This is a genomic window from Paucidesulfovibrio gracilis DSM 16080 (assembly GCF_900167125.1).
In the GTDB taxonomy this organism is placed as follows: Bacteria; Desulfobacterota; Desulfovibrionia; order Desulfovibrionales; family Desulfovibrionaceae; genus Paucidesulfovibrio; species Paucidesulfovibrio gracilis.
Genome location: NZ_FUYC01000006.1, coordinates 1 through 14,871, shown reverse-complemented (window position 1 = coordinate 14,871; position 14,871 = coordinate 1). Strand labels below are relative to the sequence as shown.

The window sequence follows — 14,871 nt, the reverse complement described above, 5'->3', positions numbered from 1 at the left end:
GCACTGTTCAACGGAATTTCACCCAGAAAAACAGGCCGCGGCCACCCAAAAACTGCAGACACGCAGCACCGCGACTCCCCACGGATTCGTAGCACAGCTCCAAGCGCATGTCCTTTCCCCTGGTACAGTAATGTTGCCCTACCCTTCCACCAGCACCTGGAGCGCCGCCCGCTGCAACGCCTTGCGCACCGCATCCATCAAACCGCTCTCCAAGTCCCACTGATGCCAAAACATCTCCACTGCCAGGGACTGCCCGAACGATACATCCACCAGCTCCCCTGTCGCCAGATACGGCGCGGCCTGCGGAGCCGGAATCATGCCATAGGCCATTCCCAGGCGCACTGCGTCCACAAACTTGATGGAAGACGGTAGGTAATGCCTCGGGTACGACGGCAACTCGGATCGCGTCCAGCCCGTCCGGCCACTTAAAAATGCATCGTGCAGTTCGTCCTTGCGGTTGAAAAGCACGGCCGGCGCCCGCCTCGCAGATGCACGGTCCGGCCCGCCCGATGGAAACCACTCCTCCACAAATTCCGGCGACGCGCAGCACACATACGGCATCACGCCCAAACGCCGACATCGCGTCCCACGCAATGGCTGGGTGCGCGTGGATAAGCAGCCCGCTACCTCGCCCTGCACCAGCAGCTCATGCGTCCGCTCCTGGTCGTCCATCACCAAGTCCAAGAGAATACGACGCTCCCGGACCAACGGCCCGAGCGCATCCAAAAGCCAAATATCCAAACTGTCCGCGTTCACAGCCAACGGCAAGGACTGAAATTCCACCTCGCGCTCTTCCATGGACCGCGCAAAATCCGCCTCCAGCAAACGCACCTGACGAAAATGACGCAAGACCGCCTGACCCGTTTCCGTGGGACGCAGTGGCGTACCGCGCACCAAGAGCGGACAGCCCATGCGCTCTTCCAGCAGGCGCACCCGTTGCGAAACAGCCGACTGTGTCACATGCAGCGCCCGCGCCGCACGCTCAAACCCGCCCTCGGACAACACCCGCGCCAGCGCTTCCACTAATTTGTAGTCAAACATGGTGGAGTATTAGTAAAAATTATAGAGTCTGAAAAGAAGTAATTTTACTTTTCCACGAACAGGTCGTATTGCTCTCTAATCCATGGATTGAAAGGCATGCCTCCGGCGGCCAGGAGGCCCGTGGCCCCCTGGACTCCCATTTACCGCCCGCGCCCGGCGCGGCCGGGAGGGGTTGGACGGACTGTTCCGCTCAACCAATCCCGGTAAATCCTGGCGGAAAATCCGAGCGGCGCAAGCCGCGAGTAATGAACGGTCTTTGGGAAGGGGAGCGCGAGGGGAAAGACCTTTCTGCAAGAAAGGGTTGTCCCTCGCAAAAAGCAGTCAACTCTTTGCCTCCGGCGTCCAGGAGGCCCGCGGCCCCCTGGACTCCCATTTACCGACCGCGCCCGGCGCGGCCGGGAGGGGTTGGACGGACTGCTCCGTTCAACCAATCCCGGCAATCCTGGCGCAAAATCCGAGCGGCGCAAGCCGCGAGTAATGAACGGTCTTTGGGAAGGGGGGCGCGAGGGGAAAGACCTTTCTGCAAGAAAGGGTTGCCCCTCGCAAAGAGCAGTAAACTCTTTGCCTCCGGCGGCCAGGAGGCCCGTGGCCCCCTGGACTCCCATTTACCGACCGCGCCCGGCGCGGCTGGGAGGGGTTGGACGGACTGCTCCGCTCAACCAATCCCGGTAAATCCTGGCGGAGAATCCGAGCGGCGCAAGCCGCGAGTAATGAACGGTCTTTGGGAAGGGGAGCGCGAGGGGAAAGACCTTTCTGCAAGAAAGGGTTGCCCCTCGCAAAGAGCAGTAAACTCTTTGCCTCCGCATGAAAGAGTGGTCATCGGGATGAGTTCGCAGGGCATGCTTCCGGCGGAATACGTGATAATCAAAGGAAACGTTATATGATGGAATTGATGACATCGGCACAGTGGGGTGCCTGGATTCAGGGATTTGGCATGTGCCTCGGGCTGATCGTGGCCATCGGCGCGCAGAACGCGTTCTTGCTGGGCCAGGCGGTTCGCCGCGAGCACCATTATTCCGTGGCCGCTCTGTGCTTTGTGTTTGATGTGCTGCTGATCGGCCTTGGTGTGGGCGGGGCCGGCGGCCTGGTTTCTTCCTATCCGGTGGCCGCCTCCGTGGCCACATGGGCCGGAGCTGCCTTTGTCTTCTGGTATGGGTTGGGTTCCTTTCGTTCCGCCCTCCGCGGCGGGTCGCTCCACGCGGACCGCCAACAGGGGCTGAGTCTGCGCCGCGCATTGCTGATCACCACGGTGGTGACCCTGCTCAATCCCCAGGCCTGGCTCGACACAGTCGTTCTGATCGGTTCCCTGAGTGGCACGTTCGAAGGACAAGCACGCTGGGCATTCGGTATTGGAGCCATCAGTGCTTCCGCGGTGTGGTTTTGCCTCTTAAGCGCTGGAGGAGCCAAGCTTGCGCCCTTGTTTCGCCGCCCCATCTCCTGGCGTGTCCTTGACGGCATGGTCTGCATTGTGATGTGGGGCATTGCGTTTTCTCTGGTCCGAGGCCAATTGGTCTGATCCGGGCCTTTACGGGTTGCCGCCCTGGAAAAATCTTGCTTGTTTCGCAAAAAAATTCATTTTTTTGAGGGAGCTTCCATTTTGCTCTGTCCCCGTTAGGCATGCCCAAGTTCCCATGGCACTTTTTTAATATATGTAACTATATCAATATGTTACTATTCCATGCCGTTTTACCGTCCTTTCCCTGAACCCGCACCAACCGCGTATTTCCACGGTATTCCCGGCACGGCGCAAGGGGCAAGGGGCATTGCCGTTGGTGTCGAATTACGCTACCCACGCGGGAGAACGTATTTTTTCCTGGAGGTTGCGTGCGGCGCGAACTATGGTCTTGGGCCTTGTACGACTGGGCCAACAACGGATTTTTCACTCCGATTCAGACCTTTGTGTTTGCCGCGTACTTTGCGGGGGCTGTTGCCGCGAATCCTGAAACCGGCACAGCGCTTTGGGGAAACATGCTCGGCATTGCCGGTTTGACTGTGGGGCTGGGCGGTCCGTTGCTTGGCCCCGTGGCCGACCAGCATGGCCGCCGTAAACCCTGGGTGGCCGCATTCACGTTGCTTTGCGTTTCGGCTACGGCTCTCCTTTGGTTTGTCCGGCCTTCCCCGGATTGCGTCTGGTTCGCTCTGGTACTGGTCTGTCTCGGAACCATCGGAGCGGAAGCTGCCATGATATTTTACAATGCCATGCTGCCGGACCTGGTTTCGCCGCAACGCATGGGCCGTTGGTCCGGCTGGGGCTGGGGGTTGGGCTATGTCGGTGGGCTGACCTGCCTGCTGCTGGCCTTGTTCGGATTCATTCAGGAGCCGGCCTGGGTTGCCCTGCCCCGTACCGGAGCCGAGCACATCCGCAGTATCGGTCCTTTTTCCGCACTCTGGTATCTGGTCTTTGCGCTCCCCTTGTTTCTCTGGACGCCGGACACCGCGGGTTCCGGACGACCGTTCACGTCCTGCATGGCCTCGGGATTTGCCCAATTCCGCGCATCCCTGCGTAACGTCCGTGCCCATAAACACATCGTCCGCTTCCTTGTGGCGCGCATGTTGTATAACGACGGTCTCACCACCATGTTCGCATTCGGTGGGATCTATGCTGCGGGAACATTCGGACTCAGCACCCAGGAAGTAATCTATTTCGGCATCGGCCTGAACATCACTGCGGGCCTGGGAGCCGTGGTCTTTGCCTGGCTGGACGACCGAGTGGGAGCGCGGGCAACAATTTTGCTTTCCCTGGTGGGATTGATCGTCCCGGGGCTGGTCATTCTGGTGACCCGGTCCCAGGCGCTCTTCTGGATTTTCGGTTTGTTGCTTGGTATCTTTGTAGGCCCGGTACAGGCATCCAGCCGATCCTGGCTGGCCCGCGTGGCCCCGGAAGAGCTTCGTGCCCAGATGTTCGGTTTGTTCGCCTTGTCGGGCAAGCTCACATCCTTTGCCGGTCCGCTGCTTGTGGGCTGGATCACCCTGTTGGCCGGAAGCCAGCGCATGGGTATGAGTACGGTAATCATGATGTACGTCCTTGGGGCGCTGGTCATGCTCGGGGTTCCCCGCGCCGACCAAATGCGCTCCCAAGGTTGAATGAAAGGAGCAATAACGTGGCGCATCAATTCGTTTTTTTAATTTCCGATGAAGAAAAAGCCTACCTTCGGGATCTGGTGAAGCAAGGCATCTCGTCCCAGCTTACCGGCCAGGAGATGGAACCTCCCGAACCGCCCACGGCAAAACTGCGCGAATCCTTCGGCGTCTTCGTCACGCTGACCAAAAACGGCCAACTGCGCGGCTGTATCGGCAATGTGCAGGGATCCGGTGAAGTCTGGCGTTCTGTGTGGGAAATGGCCGGTGCCGCCGCGTTTTCCGATCCCCGCTTTCCCCCGCTGAAGCCGGAAGAATTTGACGAGCTGGAATGGGAAATTTCCGTGCTCAGCCCCATTGAACCTTGCCGGGACGTGAATGAAATCGTTGTGGGCCGACATGGTTTGATCGTGCAGCGCGGACCGCACTCCGGCTTGCTTTTGCCGCAGGTGCCTGTGGAATGGGGCTGGAACCGGGAGCAGTTCCTCCGCCAGGTTTGCGTCAAGGCTGGCCTTGCGGAAAACAGCTGGAACAAGGCGGGAACCAACCTGTATTGGTTCGAAGCAGAAATCTTTTAATGATTCGCATCCAGTCCGGCATGGGAAACGGGGCATGCCGGACCGATTTCGTATGGAGTCCCGGACCGCAATGACGCGGGGTCCGGGCAACGGAGACAAGAGCAATGGACCGAGCGTCAGTGCGTGGTGCGCCCTACGGCGCCGCAGGCCGTCAACCCGGCCGGACGGGGAGCCATTTCCGGATCGTTTCTTCGTTTTTGGAATGGATGATGCCGGAAAAGGCTTCCGCCGCTTGCACACAGGAGGGAAACCATGACCCAGGAAGCAACCCGACGTTTTGAGGAACGTCGAATGCACGTCCGGTATGAATGCCGACGGGGCGCTGTTTGTGAACTGGCTTTACGAACCGGACCGCATGATTTTGCCGTGGAGGATATTTCCGGTGGCGGCATGCGGATCAACAGCAAGGATCCGCGAACCGCTGAGGCATTTCGTGAAGACATGCCCGTACGCATCATGGCCGGCGGAACCGGCGCAACATGCCCCATGGACGATTTGACGGGGCGGGTCATCTGGGTGCGGACTGATCAGGGTTCCGTTCAGGTGGGCATTGAATTTGACGAACCCCTGGAATCCAAGCTGGACTATTATCTGGAAGTATTTTTAAACAGCGAAACGATTCCAGGCTGACCCGGATTCGTTGGGCATGGCTTTTGCTTTTCCTCCGGCAAAGGATTTTTTTGCCGGAGAAGCTATGATCGCCATGCAGGAACATCTTGAACGTTCGTTGGACGCTGTTTCCCTGGGCCTGATTCCGCCACAGGAACTTGCGATCCAATTCGGCGGCGGGGATTTTGTTCGTATCGGCCGCAATCTGTTGCACCGCCTTGTTGACTGGTGCGGATTATTGCCCAGCGAGCGCATTTTGGACGTGGGCTGCGGCGCTGGTCGGGCCGCGGTTCCCCTCACGGGGTACCTCAGTCCCCATGCACGCTATTTCGGATTCGATGTCTACCCCTTTGGCGTGGATTGGTGCCGACAAAACCTGACCCCTGCCTTTCCCAATTTTCTCTTCCAAACCGTCCACGTGAACAACGCCCTCTACAATCCGGCCGGGTCCATACCAGCCCGGGACTTTGTTTTTCCCTGCGAGGACCGGTCTGCCGATCTGGTCTTGCTCAACTCCGTGTTCACCCACATGCTGCCCGAGGACATGATCGCCTATATGAAGCAAATCGCCCGGGTGCTGGACCATTGCGGCAGAGCCTATGTCACGTGGTTTCTCATCGACGACGAATCCCGCCGGCTTGATCGGGAAACCAGTGTGGGCGTCTATCTGCGGCATGGGGTTGGTCCCTGCCGACTGCAAAACAGGCAAGACCCCGAAGAGGCGATCGGCTACGATATTTCGTTCGTGCACCATGTGGTGCGGCATGCAGGCTTGCGCCTGGCGGATGTGCGTCGGGGAAGCTGGCGCGGTATCCGATCCGGCCACTATCAGGACGTGACCATTTTGGAAAAGTCCGGAGAAAACCGGAATCAGCCCTGCTTTTTGCCGGTTTCCTCCTGATCGTCAAAACGCAGACGGCAGGGACGCTGAAAGCAGGTCCGCAATTTTTTCAGCACATAGTCATACCCTTCCGGGGTATGCGGCAGCATGCAATGCGAGCAGTCCTTGTGTCCGCTTTCCAGACGGGTGAACCGCCCCCCGCAGTCATCCATAAAATACAAGGGGCAGAAGCAGAACAAGCAATTGAATCGTTCCGGGAAACTGGTTTTGTGACACGGAAAATATTTGCACTCCGTGTTGCGGAAAAACCGATATGAGGCCTTTGGTCCACTCATCCAATTCCTCCCCCTCGCCCACGGCATTTGCCGTGCATTCCTTGGGGTACGCCGAAAAAAAAACACCCCGTCCGAAAAAAAGCGCTCAAGCCATACAAAAAGCCCTGTACTCCAGAGAGGTTCCCGACTCCCGGGATTCCCCCCCAAATTGCCCGGGAGCTATTGAGCACTCCCACGCGGCGACGTATAGTGTCACCATGTCAAAAAAGCCTGTGCATTGTCGCACCCCGTGACAGCAAGGGCAAGAGGCACAGAGGGGGAAGACATGAAAAACATATGGGGCGTTATTCTTTTTCTGGTTATGATCGTCGGTGCCGGACCGGCCATGGCCGCCAACGTGACCGCATCCTACGGGATCGGCAGCGTGGACGCGCCTGCCTTGGAACAATTCCTGTTCAACAAATATATCGACAACGTGACCGAGACCTTTGACGTGGATCACGGACAGGTCGCGGCCGGCGCATCGCCCTGGCTTGACCTGAATGTCGGCGACATGGTCGGCGTTGGGTATGTTGACACCGGCACGGCTGCGCACGTCAATGGCTTCGCGGCCACCGGGGATCGTTTCTACAGCAACTGGAATGAACTCGCAGGCGGGCCTGGTGGCTACCAAATTTTCTTTGACCCAGCCCGGGAACACAAGGCCGTCGGCTTCTACCTCACGGGGTTCGATTCCAGCGAGAGCTACACCCTGACGCTTGGCCTGACCAACGGCACCTACACCGTGGACCTCGGCTCCATGGTTTCGGAATCCGTGGCGCTCGGTGATTCCATCTACTTTGGCTTTGAAACCGATACGTCCTTTGTTGGCTCCTTCTGGGTCAATTCCACGGACCTCGTGGGCATGGACAACATCTCCACCATGACCACCCCCATTCCCGGCGCGGTCTGGCTGTTCGGCACCGGCCTGTTCGGCCTGCTGGGCTATCGCCGTCTGCGCTCCTGATCCGTCCGGACATATACACCAAAGCGCCCATGATTTTGCGTCATGGGCGCTTTTTTTGGCGGCAAACCGGTGCGGTGCGACCTCACGTTGCACAAGCCAATGGTCAAAGCCGAACGTCACAGCTTGGCCGCTCCATTGTTCATTCCCGGGTCACGCGTTGCCTGGTGGCGCCCCCCCTGAACCATGCTCAAAAAAAAAGAGGAAGAGCCGCGGCCCTTCCCCTTGTTGTTTTTTCTGCTGATTGGATGACGTTTAGTTCAACAGGTCAGGACGGATCAGTTCGATGCCGCCTTGGTTGTTGGCCCGTTCGAACAGGGAATTGCCCATGGCCTGATAAACTTCACGCCGGTAGATCTCACGGGCCGCGTCCTTCCAGCCTTCGCGCTGCTGTTCCCAAAGCTCCTCAGAGGCAGGCAGCTTTTCCACAAGACGAGCCACAACGAACCCCGCGGACGAGGTATAGACGGAAGGCAACCAGTTTCCGGGCTGCACTGTAAACGCCTCATTCGTCAGCGCAGGATCCACCTGAATGCCCTGAAGCTGACCGGAGCGCACGAACGGTTCACTCCGATGCATGGACACGGAAAGTACCCCGAGGTCCGGCTCCTGGCCCTTGGAGGCCTGCACGAGAATTTCCTCGGCCTTTTCCTTGGCGAGTTCCGCAGCCTTTTTACGGCGGATGTCCGCAGCAATCTGCTCACTGACCTGTTCCATGGGCATGACCACCTCGGGCAGCTCCGCGGTCTTGCGGGCCACCAGATATCCGCCGTTGCCGAGGCGCAGCGGCGTCTTGGTGGTGGTGCCGTCCATGAGGGTCACGAGGGTGTCCGCGGCTTCATCGCTGAGTCCGAATTCCGCCACCAGTTCCTCGCGGGTCAGAGGGCCGGATTCACCAATGGAAAGGTTGAGATTTTCCGCAATCTGGTCCAGTTCCACGCCCTGATTCATCTGGGAAATGGTCTCCTCCAGCTTGTCGCCAAGCACCTTGGAGGCCTTTTCCTGGGCGAGCTGCTTTTGGATGATGGGACGAGCCTCTTCCAGGGTCAGGGGGCGGGGCAATTCTTTGTCCACCAGCTGCACAAGCTGAAGTCCGGCCTTGGTGACCAAGGGCTGACTCACTTCGCCGTTTTCCAACCCGGTCAGGGCGTTGGCTACGGGCTGCGGCATTTCTGCGGGCTTCATCCAGATGGCTTGGCCGGGTGCGGGATCTTCGGCAAGCGCGAATTCCTTGGCCAGATCCTGAAACGCGTCGCCCTGCTCCAAACGCTTTTGGATGCCTTCCATTTTTTTCTGGAGGGCGTTGAAGTCCTCCTGCGTGGGCTGCGGTCCCATGGGCAGAAGCAAGTGGCGGAACTGATAGCGTTTTTCGCTGATCAAGGTCTGCCCCACTTCATCGTAATACGTCTGGATTTCCTCTTCCGTGACGGTCTGATTCGGGGCCAGAGCCGCCGGAGTAAAGGTCACGTATTGGAAGTCGGCCTTGGCGGGCTGCGTAAAGGCCGCCTGGTTCTTTTCGTAATATGCCTTGATTTCGTCGGCGTGCGCCTCGACCTGATTCAGAAAATTCAGGGGGTTGACCGCGCCGTACTCCACCACGGCCTGTTCGTTCTGCCAGAGGAACAGACCGCGCACCTGTTCCTGGCTGGGCATGGCGGGCAACGCGGCGAACCGGTTGACCTTGCCCATGAGCAGGTTCAGCCGCTGACGGTGTTCAAAGTCTTCGGGGTGTCCCCCCATGATGGTCTTATAGCGTTCCAGGTCGAACGCGCCATTGGTCTGAAACTGGGGATTGGCGTTGATCTGCCGGACCAGTTCCGCATCGGAAACCGTGATGCCGTTTTCCCGGGCCACCTGCTGGAAGAGCAGTTCATTGACCATTTGAAACAGCACGGACCGTTTGATGTCCGGATTCTGGTTCGCGGTGCGCGGCAGACTCTTCTGGAAATCGTCCACGCCGATGGGGTCGCCGTTCACATAGGCCACCACGGTTTCGCCGGAATCCTGAGGGGAGCCGAAGGCGAAGATAAAGGCAAGGATGATGATGCCGAAGAGTATCTTAATGCCCCAGCTTTGGGCGTTTTCCCGCATTTTGTCGAGCATTGGAAGCGTCCTTGATGCCTGTGGTTGAGCTTGGGAAAGCTAGGCGCGCGAGGCCTCGCGCACAAAGTTCAAAAGACCGCCTGCCTTGATAATATTCAGTTCCTTTTCCGTCAAATCATTTGTCACGTCCACGCTTTCCGCGCCGGAAACCTCGATCTCAAACGTTGCGCCGGGCGCAATCGCCGCGGTTCGGATGCGCAACTCGCTGTCCTGTTCCAGACGGTCGTAATCCTCAGGCCGCACCAGCAGCAAGGGCAGGATGCCGAAGTTCACGAGGTTGGCGCGGTGAATCCGGGCCAGGGATTTGACGATCACGGCGCGCACGCCCAGATGACGGGGACCGAGGGCCGCATGTTCGCGGCTGGAACCCTGGCCGTAGTTCTCCCCGCCCAGGATTATGCCGCCTCCGGCCTCAAGGATGCGGGGAACGAACTGCTCATCCACCCGGCTGAAGATGTACTGGCTGATGGCCGGGATATTGGACCGCAGGGCCGTGATCTGCGCTCCGGCCGGGAGGATGTGGTCCGTGGTGATGTCGTCGCCGACCTTGAGCTTGACGCCTGCCTCGATCACCTCGGGCAGGGCATCGAACTTTTCCAGGGGGACGATGTTCGGTCCGCGCAGGATTTCCACGTCAGAACCGTTCTCCGGCGGGAAAATGAACAGATGCCGGATGCTGGGCGCGGTTTGCGGCAATTCCACCCGCTCGGGAGCCGCGCCCCACTCGGCCGGGTCCGTGAACTTTCCGGCCAGGGCCAGATTCACGGCGGTCTGGGGGCTGGCCAGATAGACCTGGGCGTCCTTGGTGCCGGACCGGCCCTCAAAGTTGCGGTTAAAGGTGCGCACGCTCACGCCCTGGCTCACCGGAGAGCCGCCCATGCCGATGCAGGGTCCGCAGGAACATTCCAAAAGCCGCGCCCCCGCGTCCAGCAGCGGTTCCACCAGCCCTTCCGCGGCCAGCATCTTGAGCACCTGCTTGGACCCCGGGGAAACCAGCAAATCGGTTTCCGGCGGCAGACGTCGGCCCTGGAGCACCTGGACCGTGGTCTTCAGGTCCGCATAGGACGAGTTGGTACAGGAGCCGATGGCCACCTGGCTCACGGGCAGCCCGGCCAGTTCGCGCACGGGTACCACCCTGTCGGGCATGTGGGGCTGCGCCACCAACGGTTCCAGGTCAGAAAGGTTGATCTCAATGGTCTCGTCATATTCCGCGTCCGCATCCGCCACCAATTCCGTCCATTCGTCCTCGCGGCCCATGATGCGGAAGAATTCGCGGGTTCGCTCGTCCGAGGGGAAGATGGAGGTGGTGGCTCCCAGTTCCGCGCCCATGTTGGTGATGGTGGCGCGTTCAGGCACGGTGAGCGAGGCCACGCCGGGTCCGGCGAACTCAAAAACCTTGCCCACGCCGCCCTTGACCGTGAGCCGACGCAGAAGTTCAAGGATTACGTCCTTGCCCGCGGCCCAGCCCGAAAGACGGCCGGTGAGCTGCACGCGCACCACCTTGGGCATGGAAATGGTATACGGTTCTCCGGCCATGGCCAGCGCCACGGAAAGCCCGCCAGCCCCCATGGCCAGACTGCCCACGCCGCCCGCCGTGGGCGTATGGGAATCCGATCCGATCAAGGTCTTGCCGGGGCGGGCAAAATTCTCCAGGTGCAGCTGGTGGCAAATCCCGGTGCCGGGCGGGGAAAACACAATGCCGTAGCGCGCGGCCATGGTCCGCAGATAGCGGTGGTCGTCCGGGTTGCGAAAACCCATTTGCAGCGTGTTGTGGTCCACATAGCTGACGGAAAGCTCGGTCTGCACCCGATCCAGGCCCACGGCCTCGAATTGCAGGCAGGCCATGGTTCCGGTGGCATCCTGGGTCAGCGTTTGATCAATGCGAAGCCCGATCTCGCTTCCCGGCGTCATCTCCCCGGAAAGCCGGTGCGCGCCGATGATTTTTCTGGTGATGTTCTCGCCCATGACAGTCCTTGCAATAGTCTGACAGGTTACAGCGGCTCAATCCCTGGCCGCCACAATAAGGCAATCCATTTCCTGTTGCTGCTCACGGGACCAGCCCCGAAAATCGGGATGCAGCTCATCCAACTCCTGCTTCGGGGCAACGTACTGCTTCAAGACGCGGTATTCCAGCATCCGGAACCCCTGCGCCTCAAACAATTCACGCCATTGAAACGGGGCCAGCCGGTTTTGATAAAACGTGTTCGCGGTGATGGTCTCCCACTCTTCTTCGGAATGCCGCCGATACGAGATGGGGGTATGGTCTCCGGCAACACCGAAAGAGCGGTGGTCCTGCGTGGTCACTTGCATGACGGCCACGCCTCCAGGACGGAGGATGCGCCGTGTTTCCGCCACGGCCCGTTCCGGGGCGCGCACATGCTCGAGCACCGCAAACGAGCAAACCACATCCTGCGAACCATCCGGCTCGGGCAGGCAGGAAAACCGATGGGGAAACGCAAACTTCAGCTGGTTCGATTCCAGCAGCAGGCGCCCGGCCTGCCGCGTGAACAACGCGTCCCAACGCTCAAGGGCCGCCTTCGGAGAAACGTGCAGTTCCCGGGCCAATTCCGGCAGCAGATCCCGCACCTGCGCATACCGATCTTCAAGAAGCGTGACGTCCGGCCAGTGCATGTCGAACGCATAGGCGTCCACGGCCACACCCCGAAGCTCGGCATTTTCCGGGGAGAGAGCCAGAAGAGCGCATTCCAGTCCGAAAAATCCCCCTGGTCCCACATGCAAAAACGATTGTTCGGGCCATTTCCCATATTGGTCGAGCAGTCGTACCACGCTCCGCAAATTCGCAATGCAGCCAGCCGTTGGATAGCGGCCCACCAGGACGAAATCCCGCTCCTGGCGCAACCCCATGGTCTGAAGCTGCTCAGAAACGGGACCAGCGCCCGAAACAGTGGTCACAATCACGAGTTGAACGTCCAGTTCCGGCAGGCGGGCGGGATCCATAATCGGCAGAGACTGAAACCTATGCCCTTGCAGGGTGGGGTTGTTGTCGAGCACGGCCACCACCTCGGGAGAACCGCCCTTTCCGGCCCAATGGCGCAACAATTCCCTGGAGCCGTTGCCGGCTCCAAACAACGCCACGCGTGTACCCGGCGCCGCATCGGGAACAGCCCGGACATTGATCCATTCAAGGGGCGTATCCACAATCGCCTGCCCGGCCTAAAAAACAAACCCGTCCGGCGTGTCGGTCTCGGGAACAGCGTCCTCGGCATACCCAAGTTCCAGCCGCCGGATCTTTTTGCGTACGAATTCCGCTTCCACCTCCAGCCGCAATTGATCCTGGTGCAGGTCAAAGATTTCCTTGGCAAAGGATATCCGCTGCACAGAATCTTCCTTGGCGCGATACTTGGCTTCTTCCGCGGCGCGCTGCGCCTTTTCCGTTTCCAGGGCTTTCAGTTCGACCCGCAATTCCGCGATACGATCATTTGCCGATTTTGATTCTACGTCGCTTAGGTGCGTCATGTTCAGGCTCCGGTGCCTTGGGCTTCATGCGGCCCGTGGGCAGAGTATTGAAGAGGTTCCAAAATTGCGGCCAAAGCGCGGTGAGCATACCGGGATTTTCAATGGCAATGCCCGGACGCAGAAACGAGACCAATGCCGAGGCAAGACAAAAATACGGTGAGGGACTGGCCCAGGAGCCATCCCAACGCAATTGCGAAGGAGCCACGAGCAGCCCGTCTTCCTGCATGGAATAACTGGCGTTGAGATGGTTCAGGAACTGTACCGCGGTATCCATGTCCGCATCGTTGCGAATCGGCACGAACAGTTCCCTACGGGAGCGTAACGCCAAAACCAGGGCCAGCGGCACAAGCCCGGAGTTATCTCCCAGATCAACATTCGTGTCCGGCAGCTTTAACGCCGAAGAAACAAGCCGGCCGTCCTCATGCTGCAAATCCGCACCATACCGGGCCAGCGCGTTTACGGTTTCAGTCACGGAGTGCTGCGCAGGAAAACGGTCCAGGGAGACCTTGCCGTCCGCAAACAGCGGCAGGGCGAGAAGGTAGGCGGAAAGCACCTCGTCCGGCGGCAGATCCGGTTGTTCCGGGATCACAGGCGTTCCATGCTTCACGCTGAAAACGTCACCGTCCAACGCAGCATCCAGTCCCGCGTCCGTGAGCACCTCCACGACCTCGGTCAACCCGGGCAGTGCCTCCGGACATTGGGAGACGTCCAGCACCAACCCCCGCTCGTAGGTCCATCCCGCAAAAGCCAGTCCTATGGCCAGCTCCGGCGAGGCCGACTCCGGCAGACGAATTTTCGCGGCCATTTCCCCGCCACACTCCAAGCGCGCGGGCAGACCGTCGCCATGCGGGTTGAGCGGCACCAGCCGCGCCCCAAGACGAGGTAACACGGCATTGACCGTGGAGAGATCCAGAAGCTTGAGTCCCGGGCCGCCGGAAAACTTCATGCGGCCTGCTTCGCCCAGAGCCAGGCCCAGAAGCAGATAAAAATTCAAGGGATCGTCGCCCGCGAAAAGCAGCCGTCCCTCAAACTCCAACCCCGGTCCCTTTTGCACGTCGGCCTGATCATCGCCGGTCCAGGAGGCGTTGCCACCGGCCTGGTTCAGGGTCTTGACCAATTCGATAAAGGGGTCGTTCAGAATAATGGGATACAGGGTGAGCGGCTTGCCCGTAGCCGCGGCCAGGGTCAGCCACAGCCGCGTCCGCCGCAGGCAGCGGGGAGCGACCATGTTCACGTCCACAGGCTCGCGCCGGGGAGCCAGCATATAGGCGTCCGCACGGCGGCGTCCCTTGACGTCGTCCTGGCCGAACAAATTCACATGATTGAAGAGTTGGCGAAGCAGGCGGGGGGGAAGATCGCCCTGGCGACCGGCCTGCTCCCACTCGGCCCAAAGAGCCTTTTCCAAAGCCGCGTCAATGCGGGCCTTGCCCTTGGCCTTGCGCCAGGAGGCTTCCTTGCCGAGCAGACGGCTGCGTTGCACCAGCAGTCTGAGGATTCGGGCGTCCAAGTCCAGCAGCTCGTCAAAGCGTTCTTTGCGGATGTCCTGGCCCGAAGGTTTGTTTTTGCCGTATTCGGTTGTCATACTTCTCCCGGAAAAGATACAATTCGCAGTCAGAGACTACGCACTAGCGGATACGCAAAACCATGCAGCCCAAAGCGACTCCCCTCAGACCGCCAGACCCCGCGTACCCGTCCGTAAAGGAAGCTATGTAGCTTGAATCGCCCCGCGCATCAAGCTCCCGGTTTCCACGGTCCCCGACAGGGACCACAGAAAAGATGTTTGAACAATTTTGCCTATGGCCTTCGGCGACCAGGGGGAAAACCTTTCTGAAGAAAGGTTCTTCCCCCTGGACCCCCTTTCCAAAG

General features: G+C 59.7%; 13 protein-coding genes. 6 read left to right on the top strand and 7 right to left on the bottom strand.

Annotated elements, in window-relative coordinates:
• Positions 1-138 precede the first annotated feature (138 nt).
• The gene (locus B5D49_RS08005; protein WP_078717171.1) at positions 139-1,041 is read right to left on the bottom strand and encodes a LysR family transcriptional regulator ArgP; all 903 of its coding nucleotides are present in this window, start codon (positions 1,039-1,041) and stop codon (positions 139-141) included.
• Positions 1,042-1,921: 880 nt separating this feature from the next.
• Here B5D49_RS08005 and B5D49_RS08000 point away from each other — a divergent pair.
• The 5 genes from B5D49_RS08000 (at position 1,922) to B5D49_RS07980 (ending at position 6,207) form a co-directional block, all read left to right on the top strand.
• Entirely contained in the window at positions 1,922-2,557 is a 636-nt protein-coding gene (locus tag B5D49_RS08000; RefSeq protein WP_234990662.1) for a LysE/ArgO family amino acid transporter, read from the top strand.
• 308 nt (positions 2,558-2,865) lie between these two features.
• A complete protein-coding gene (locus B5D49_RS07995) occupies positions 2,866-4,125 on the top strand; it encodes an MFS transporter (RefSeq protein ID WP_078717170.1) in 1,260 nt (419 codons plus the stop codon).
• A 17-nt stretch (positions 4,126-4,142) separates the two neighbouring features.
• Entirely contained in the window at positions 4,143-4,697 is a 555-nt protein-coding gene (gene amrA / locus B5D49_RS07990; RefSeq protein WP_078717169.1) for an AmmeMemoRadiSam system protein A, read from the top strand.
• A 252-nt stretch (positions 4,698-4,949) separates the two neighbouring features.
• On the top strand, positions 4,950-5,327 hold the full coding sequence (locus tag B5D49_RS07985; protein ID WP_078717168.1) for a PilZ domain-containing protein: 378 nt from the start codon (positions 4,950-4,952) through the stop codon (positions 5,325-5,327).
• Positions 5,328-5,391: 64 nt separating this feature from the next.
• Entirely contained in the window at positions 5,392-6,207 is an 816-nt protein-coding gene (locus B5D49_RS07980; RefSeq protein WP_159447172.1) for a class I SAM-dependent methyltransferase, read from the top strand.
• Here the strand turns inward: B5D49_RS07980 and B5D49_RS07975 are convergent.
• Entirely contained in the window at positions 6,177-6,482 is a 306-nt protein-coding gene (locus tag B5D49_RS07975; protein WP_078717166.1) for a cysteine-rich small domain-containing protein, read from the bottom strand. The two genes, B5D49_RS07980 and B5D49_RS07975, sit on opposite strands and share 31 nt — an antisense overlap.
• Before the next feature lie 265 nt (positions 6,483-6,747).
• On the opposite strand from B5D49_RS07975, the gene B5D49_RS07970 reads away from it, so the two are divergent.
• A complete protein-coding gene (locus tag B5D49_RS07970) occupies positions 6,748-7,428 on the top strand; it encodes a hypothetical protein (RefSeq protein WP_078717165.1) in 681 nt (226 codons plus the stop codon).
• A gap of 252 nt (positions 7,429-7,680) precedes the next feature.
• On the opposite strand, the gene B5D49_RS07965 is transcribed toward B5D49_RS07970, so the two are convergent.
• From B5D49_RS07965 to B5D49_RS07945, 5 genes are read right to left on the bottom strand one after another with little or no spacing between them, the layout of a single operon-like run.
• Positions 7,681-9,528, bottom strand: a complete 1,848-nt coding sequence (locus B5D49_RS07965) for a SurA N-terminal domain-containing protein (RefSeq protein ID WP_078717164.1) — start codon at positions 9,526-9,528, stop codon at positions 7,681-7,683.
• A gap of 39 nt (positions 9,529-9,567) precedes the next feature.
• Positions 9,568-11,493, bottom strand: coding sequence for an aconitate hydratase (locus B5D49_RS07960; protein ID WP_078717163.1), 1,926 nt, complete (start codon positions 11,491-11,493; stop codon positions 9,568-9,570).
• Positions 11,494-11,529: 36 nt separating this feature from the next.
• The gene (locus B5D49_RS14740) at positions 11,530-12,687 is read right to left on the bottom strand and encodes a methyltransferase domain-containing protein (protein ID WP_144019311.1); all 1,158 of its coding nucleotides are present in this window, start codon (positions 12,685-12,687) and stop codon (positions 11,530-11,532) included.
• 15 nt (positions 12,688-12,702) lie between these two features.
• Positions 12,703-13,005, bottom strand: a complete 303-nt coding sequence (locus B5D49_RS07950) for a hypothetical protein (RefSeq protein WP_144019308.1) — start codon at positions 13,003-13,005, stop codon at positions 12,703-12,705.
• Positions 12,965-14,587 carry a hypothetical protein gene (locus B5D49_RS07945; RefSeq protein WP_078717161.1) on the bottom strand — a complete coding sequence of 541 codons (1,623 nt, stop codon included), beginning with the start codon at positions 14,585-14,587 and terminating at the stop codon, positions 12,965-12,967. Before B5D49_RS07945 ends, B5D49_RS07950 begins: the two co-directional genes overlap by 41 nt.
• Positions 14,588-14,871: the final 284 nt, after the last annotated feature.

What these genes read in the sequence shown, in the direction of transcription:
- B5D49_RS08000 (WP_234990662.1), top strand. Translation starts at nt 1,922, where the DNA reads ATGATGGAATTGATGACATCGGCACAGTGGGGTGCCTGGATTCAGGGA.
- B5D49_RS08005 (WP_078717171.1), bottom strand. Translation starts at nt 1,041, where the DNA reads ATGTTTGACTACAAATTAGTGGAAGCGCTGGCGCGGGTGTTGTCCGAG.
- B5D49_RS07960 (WP_078717163.1), bottom strand. Translation starts at nt 11,493, where the DNA reads ATGGGCGAGAACATCACCAGAAAAATCATCGGCGCGCACCGGCTTTCC.
- B5D49_RS07965 (WP_078717164.1), bottom strand. Translation starts at nt 9,528, where the DNA reads ATGCTCGACAAAATGCGGGAAAACGCCCAAAGCTGGGGCATTAAGATA.
- B5D49_RS07975 (WP_078717166.1), bottom strand. Translation starts at nt 6,482, where the DNA reads ATGAGTGGACCAAAGGCCTCATATCGGTTTTTCCGCAACACGGAGTGC.
- B5D49_RS07980 (WP_159447172.1), top strand. Translation starts at nt 5,392, where the DNA reads ATGATCGCCATGCAGGAACATCTTGAACGTTCGTTGGACGCTGTTTCC.
- B5D49_RS07970 (WP_078717165.1), top strand. Translation starts at nt 6,748, where the DNA reads ATGAAAAACATATGGGGCGTTATTCTTTTTCTGGTTATGATCGTCGGT.
- B5D49_RS07985 (WP_078717168.1), top strand. Translation starts at nt 4,950, where the DNA reads ATGACCCAGGAAGCAACCCGACGTTTTGAGGAACGTCGAATGCACGTC.
- B5D49_RS07945 (WP_078717161.1), bottom strand. Translation starts at nt 14,587, where the DNA reads ATGACAACCGAATACGGCAAAAACAAACCTTCGGGCCAGGACATCCGC.
- B5D49_RS07950 (WP_144019308.1), bottom strand. Translation starts at nt 13,005, where the DNA reads ATGACGCACCTAAGCGACGTAGAATCAAAATCGGCAAATGATCGTATC.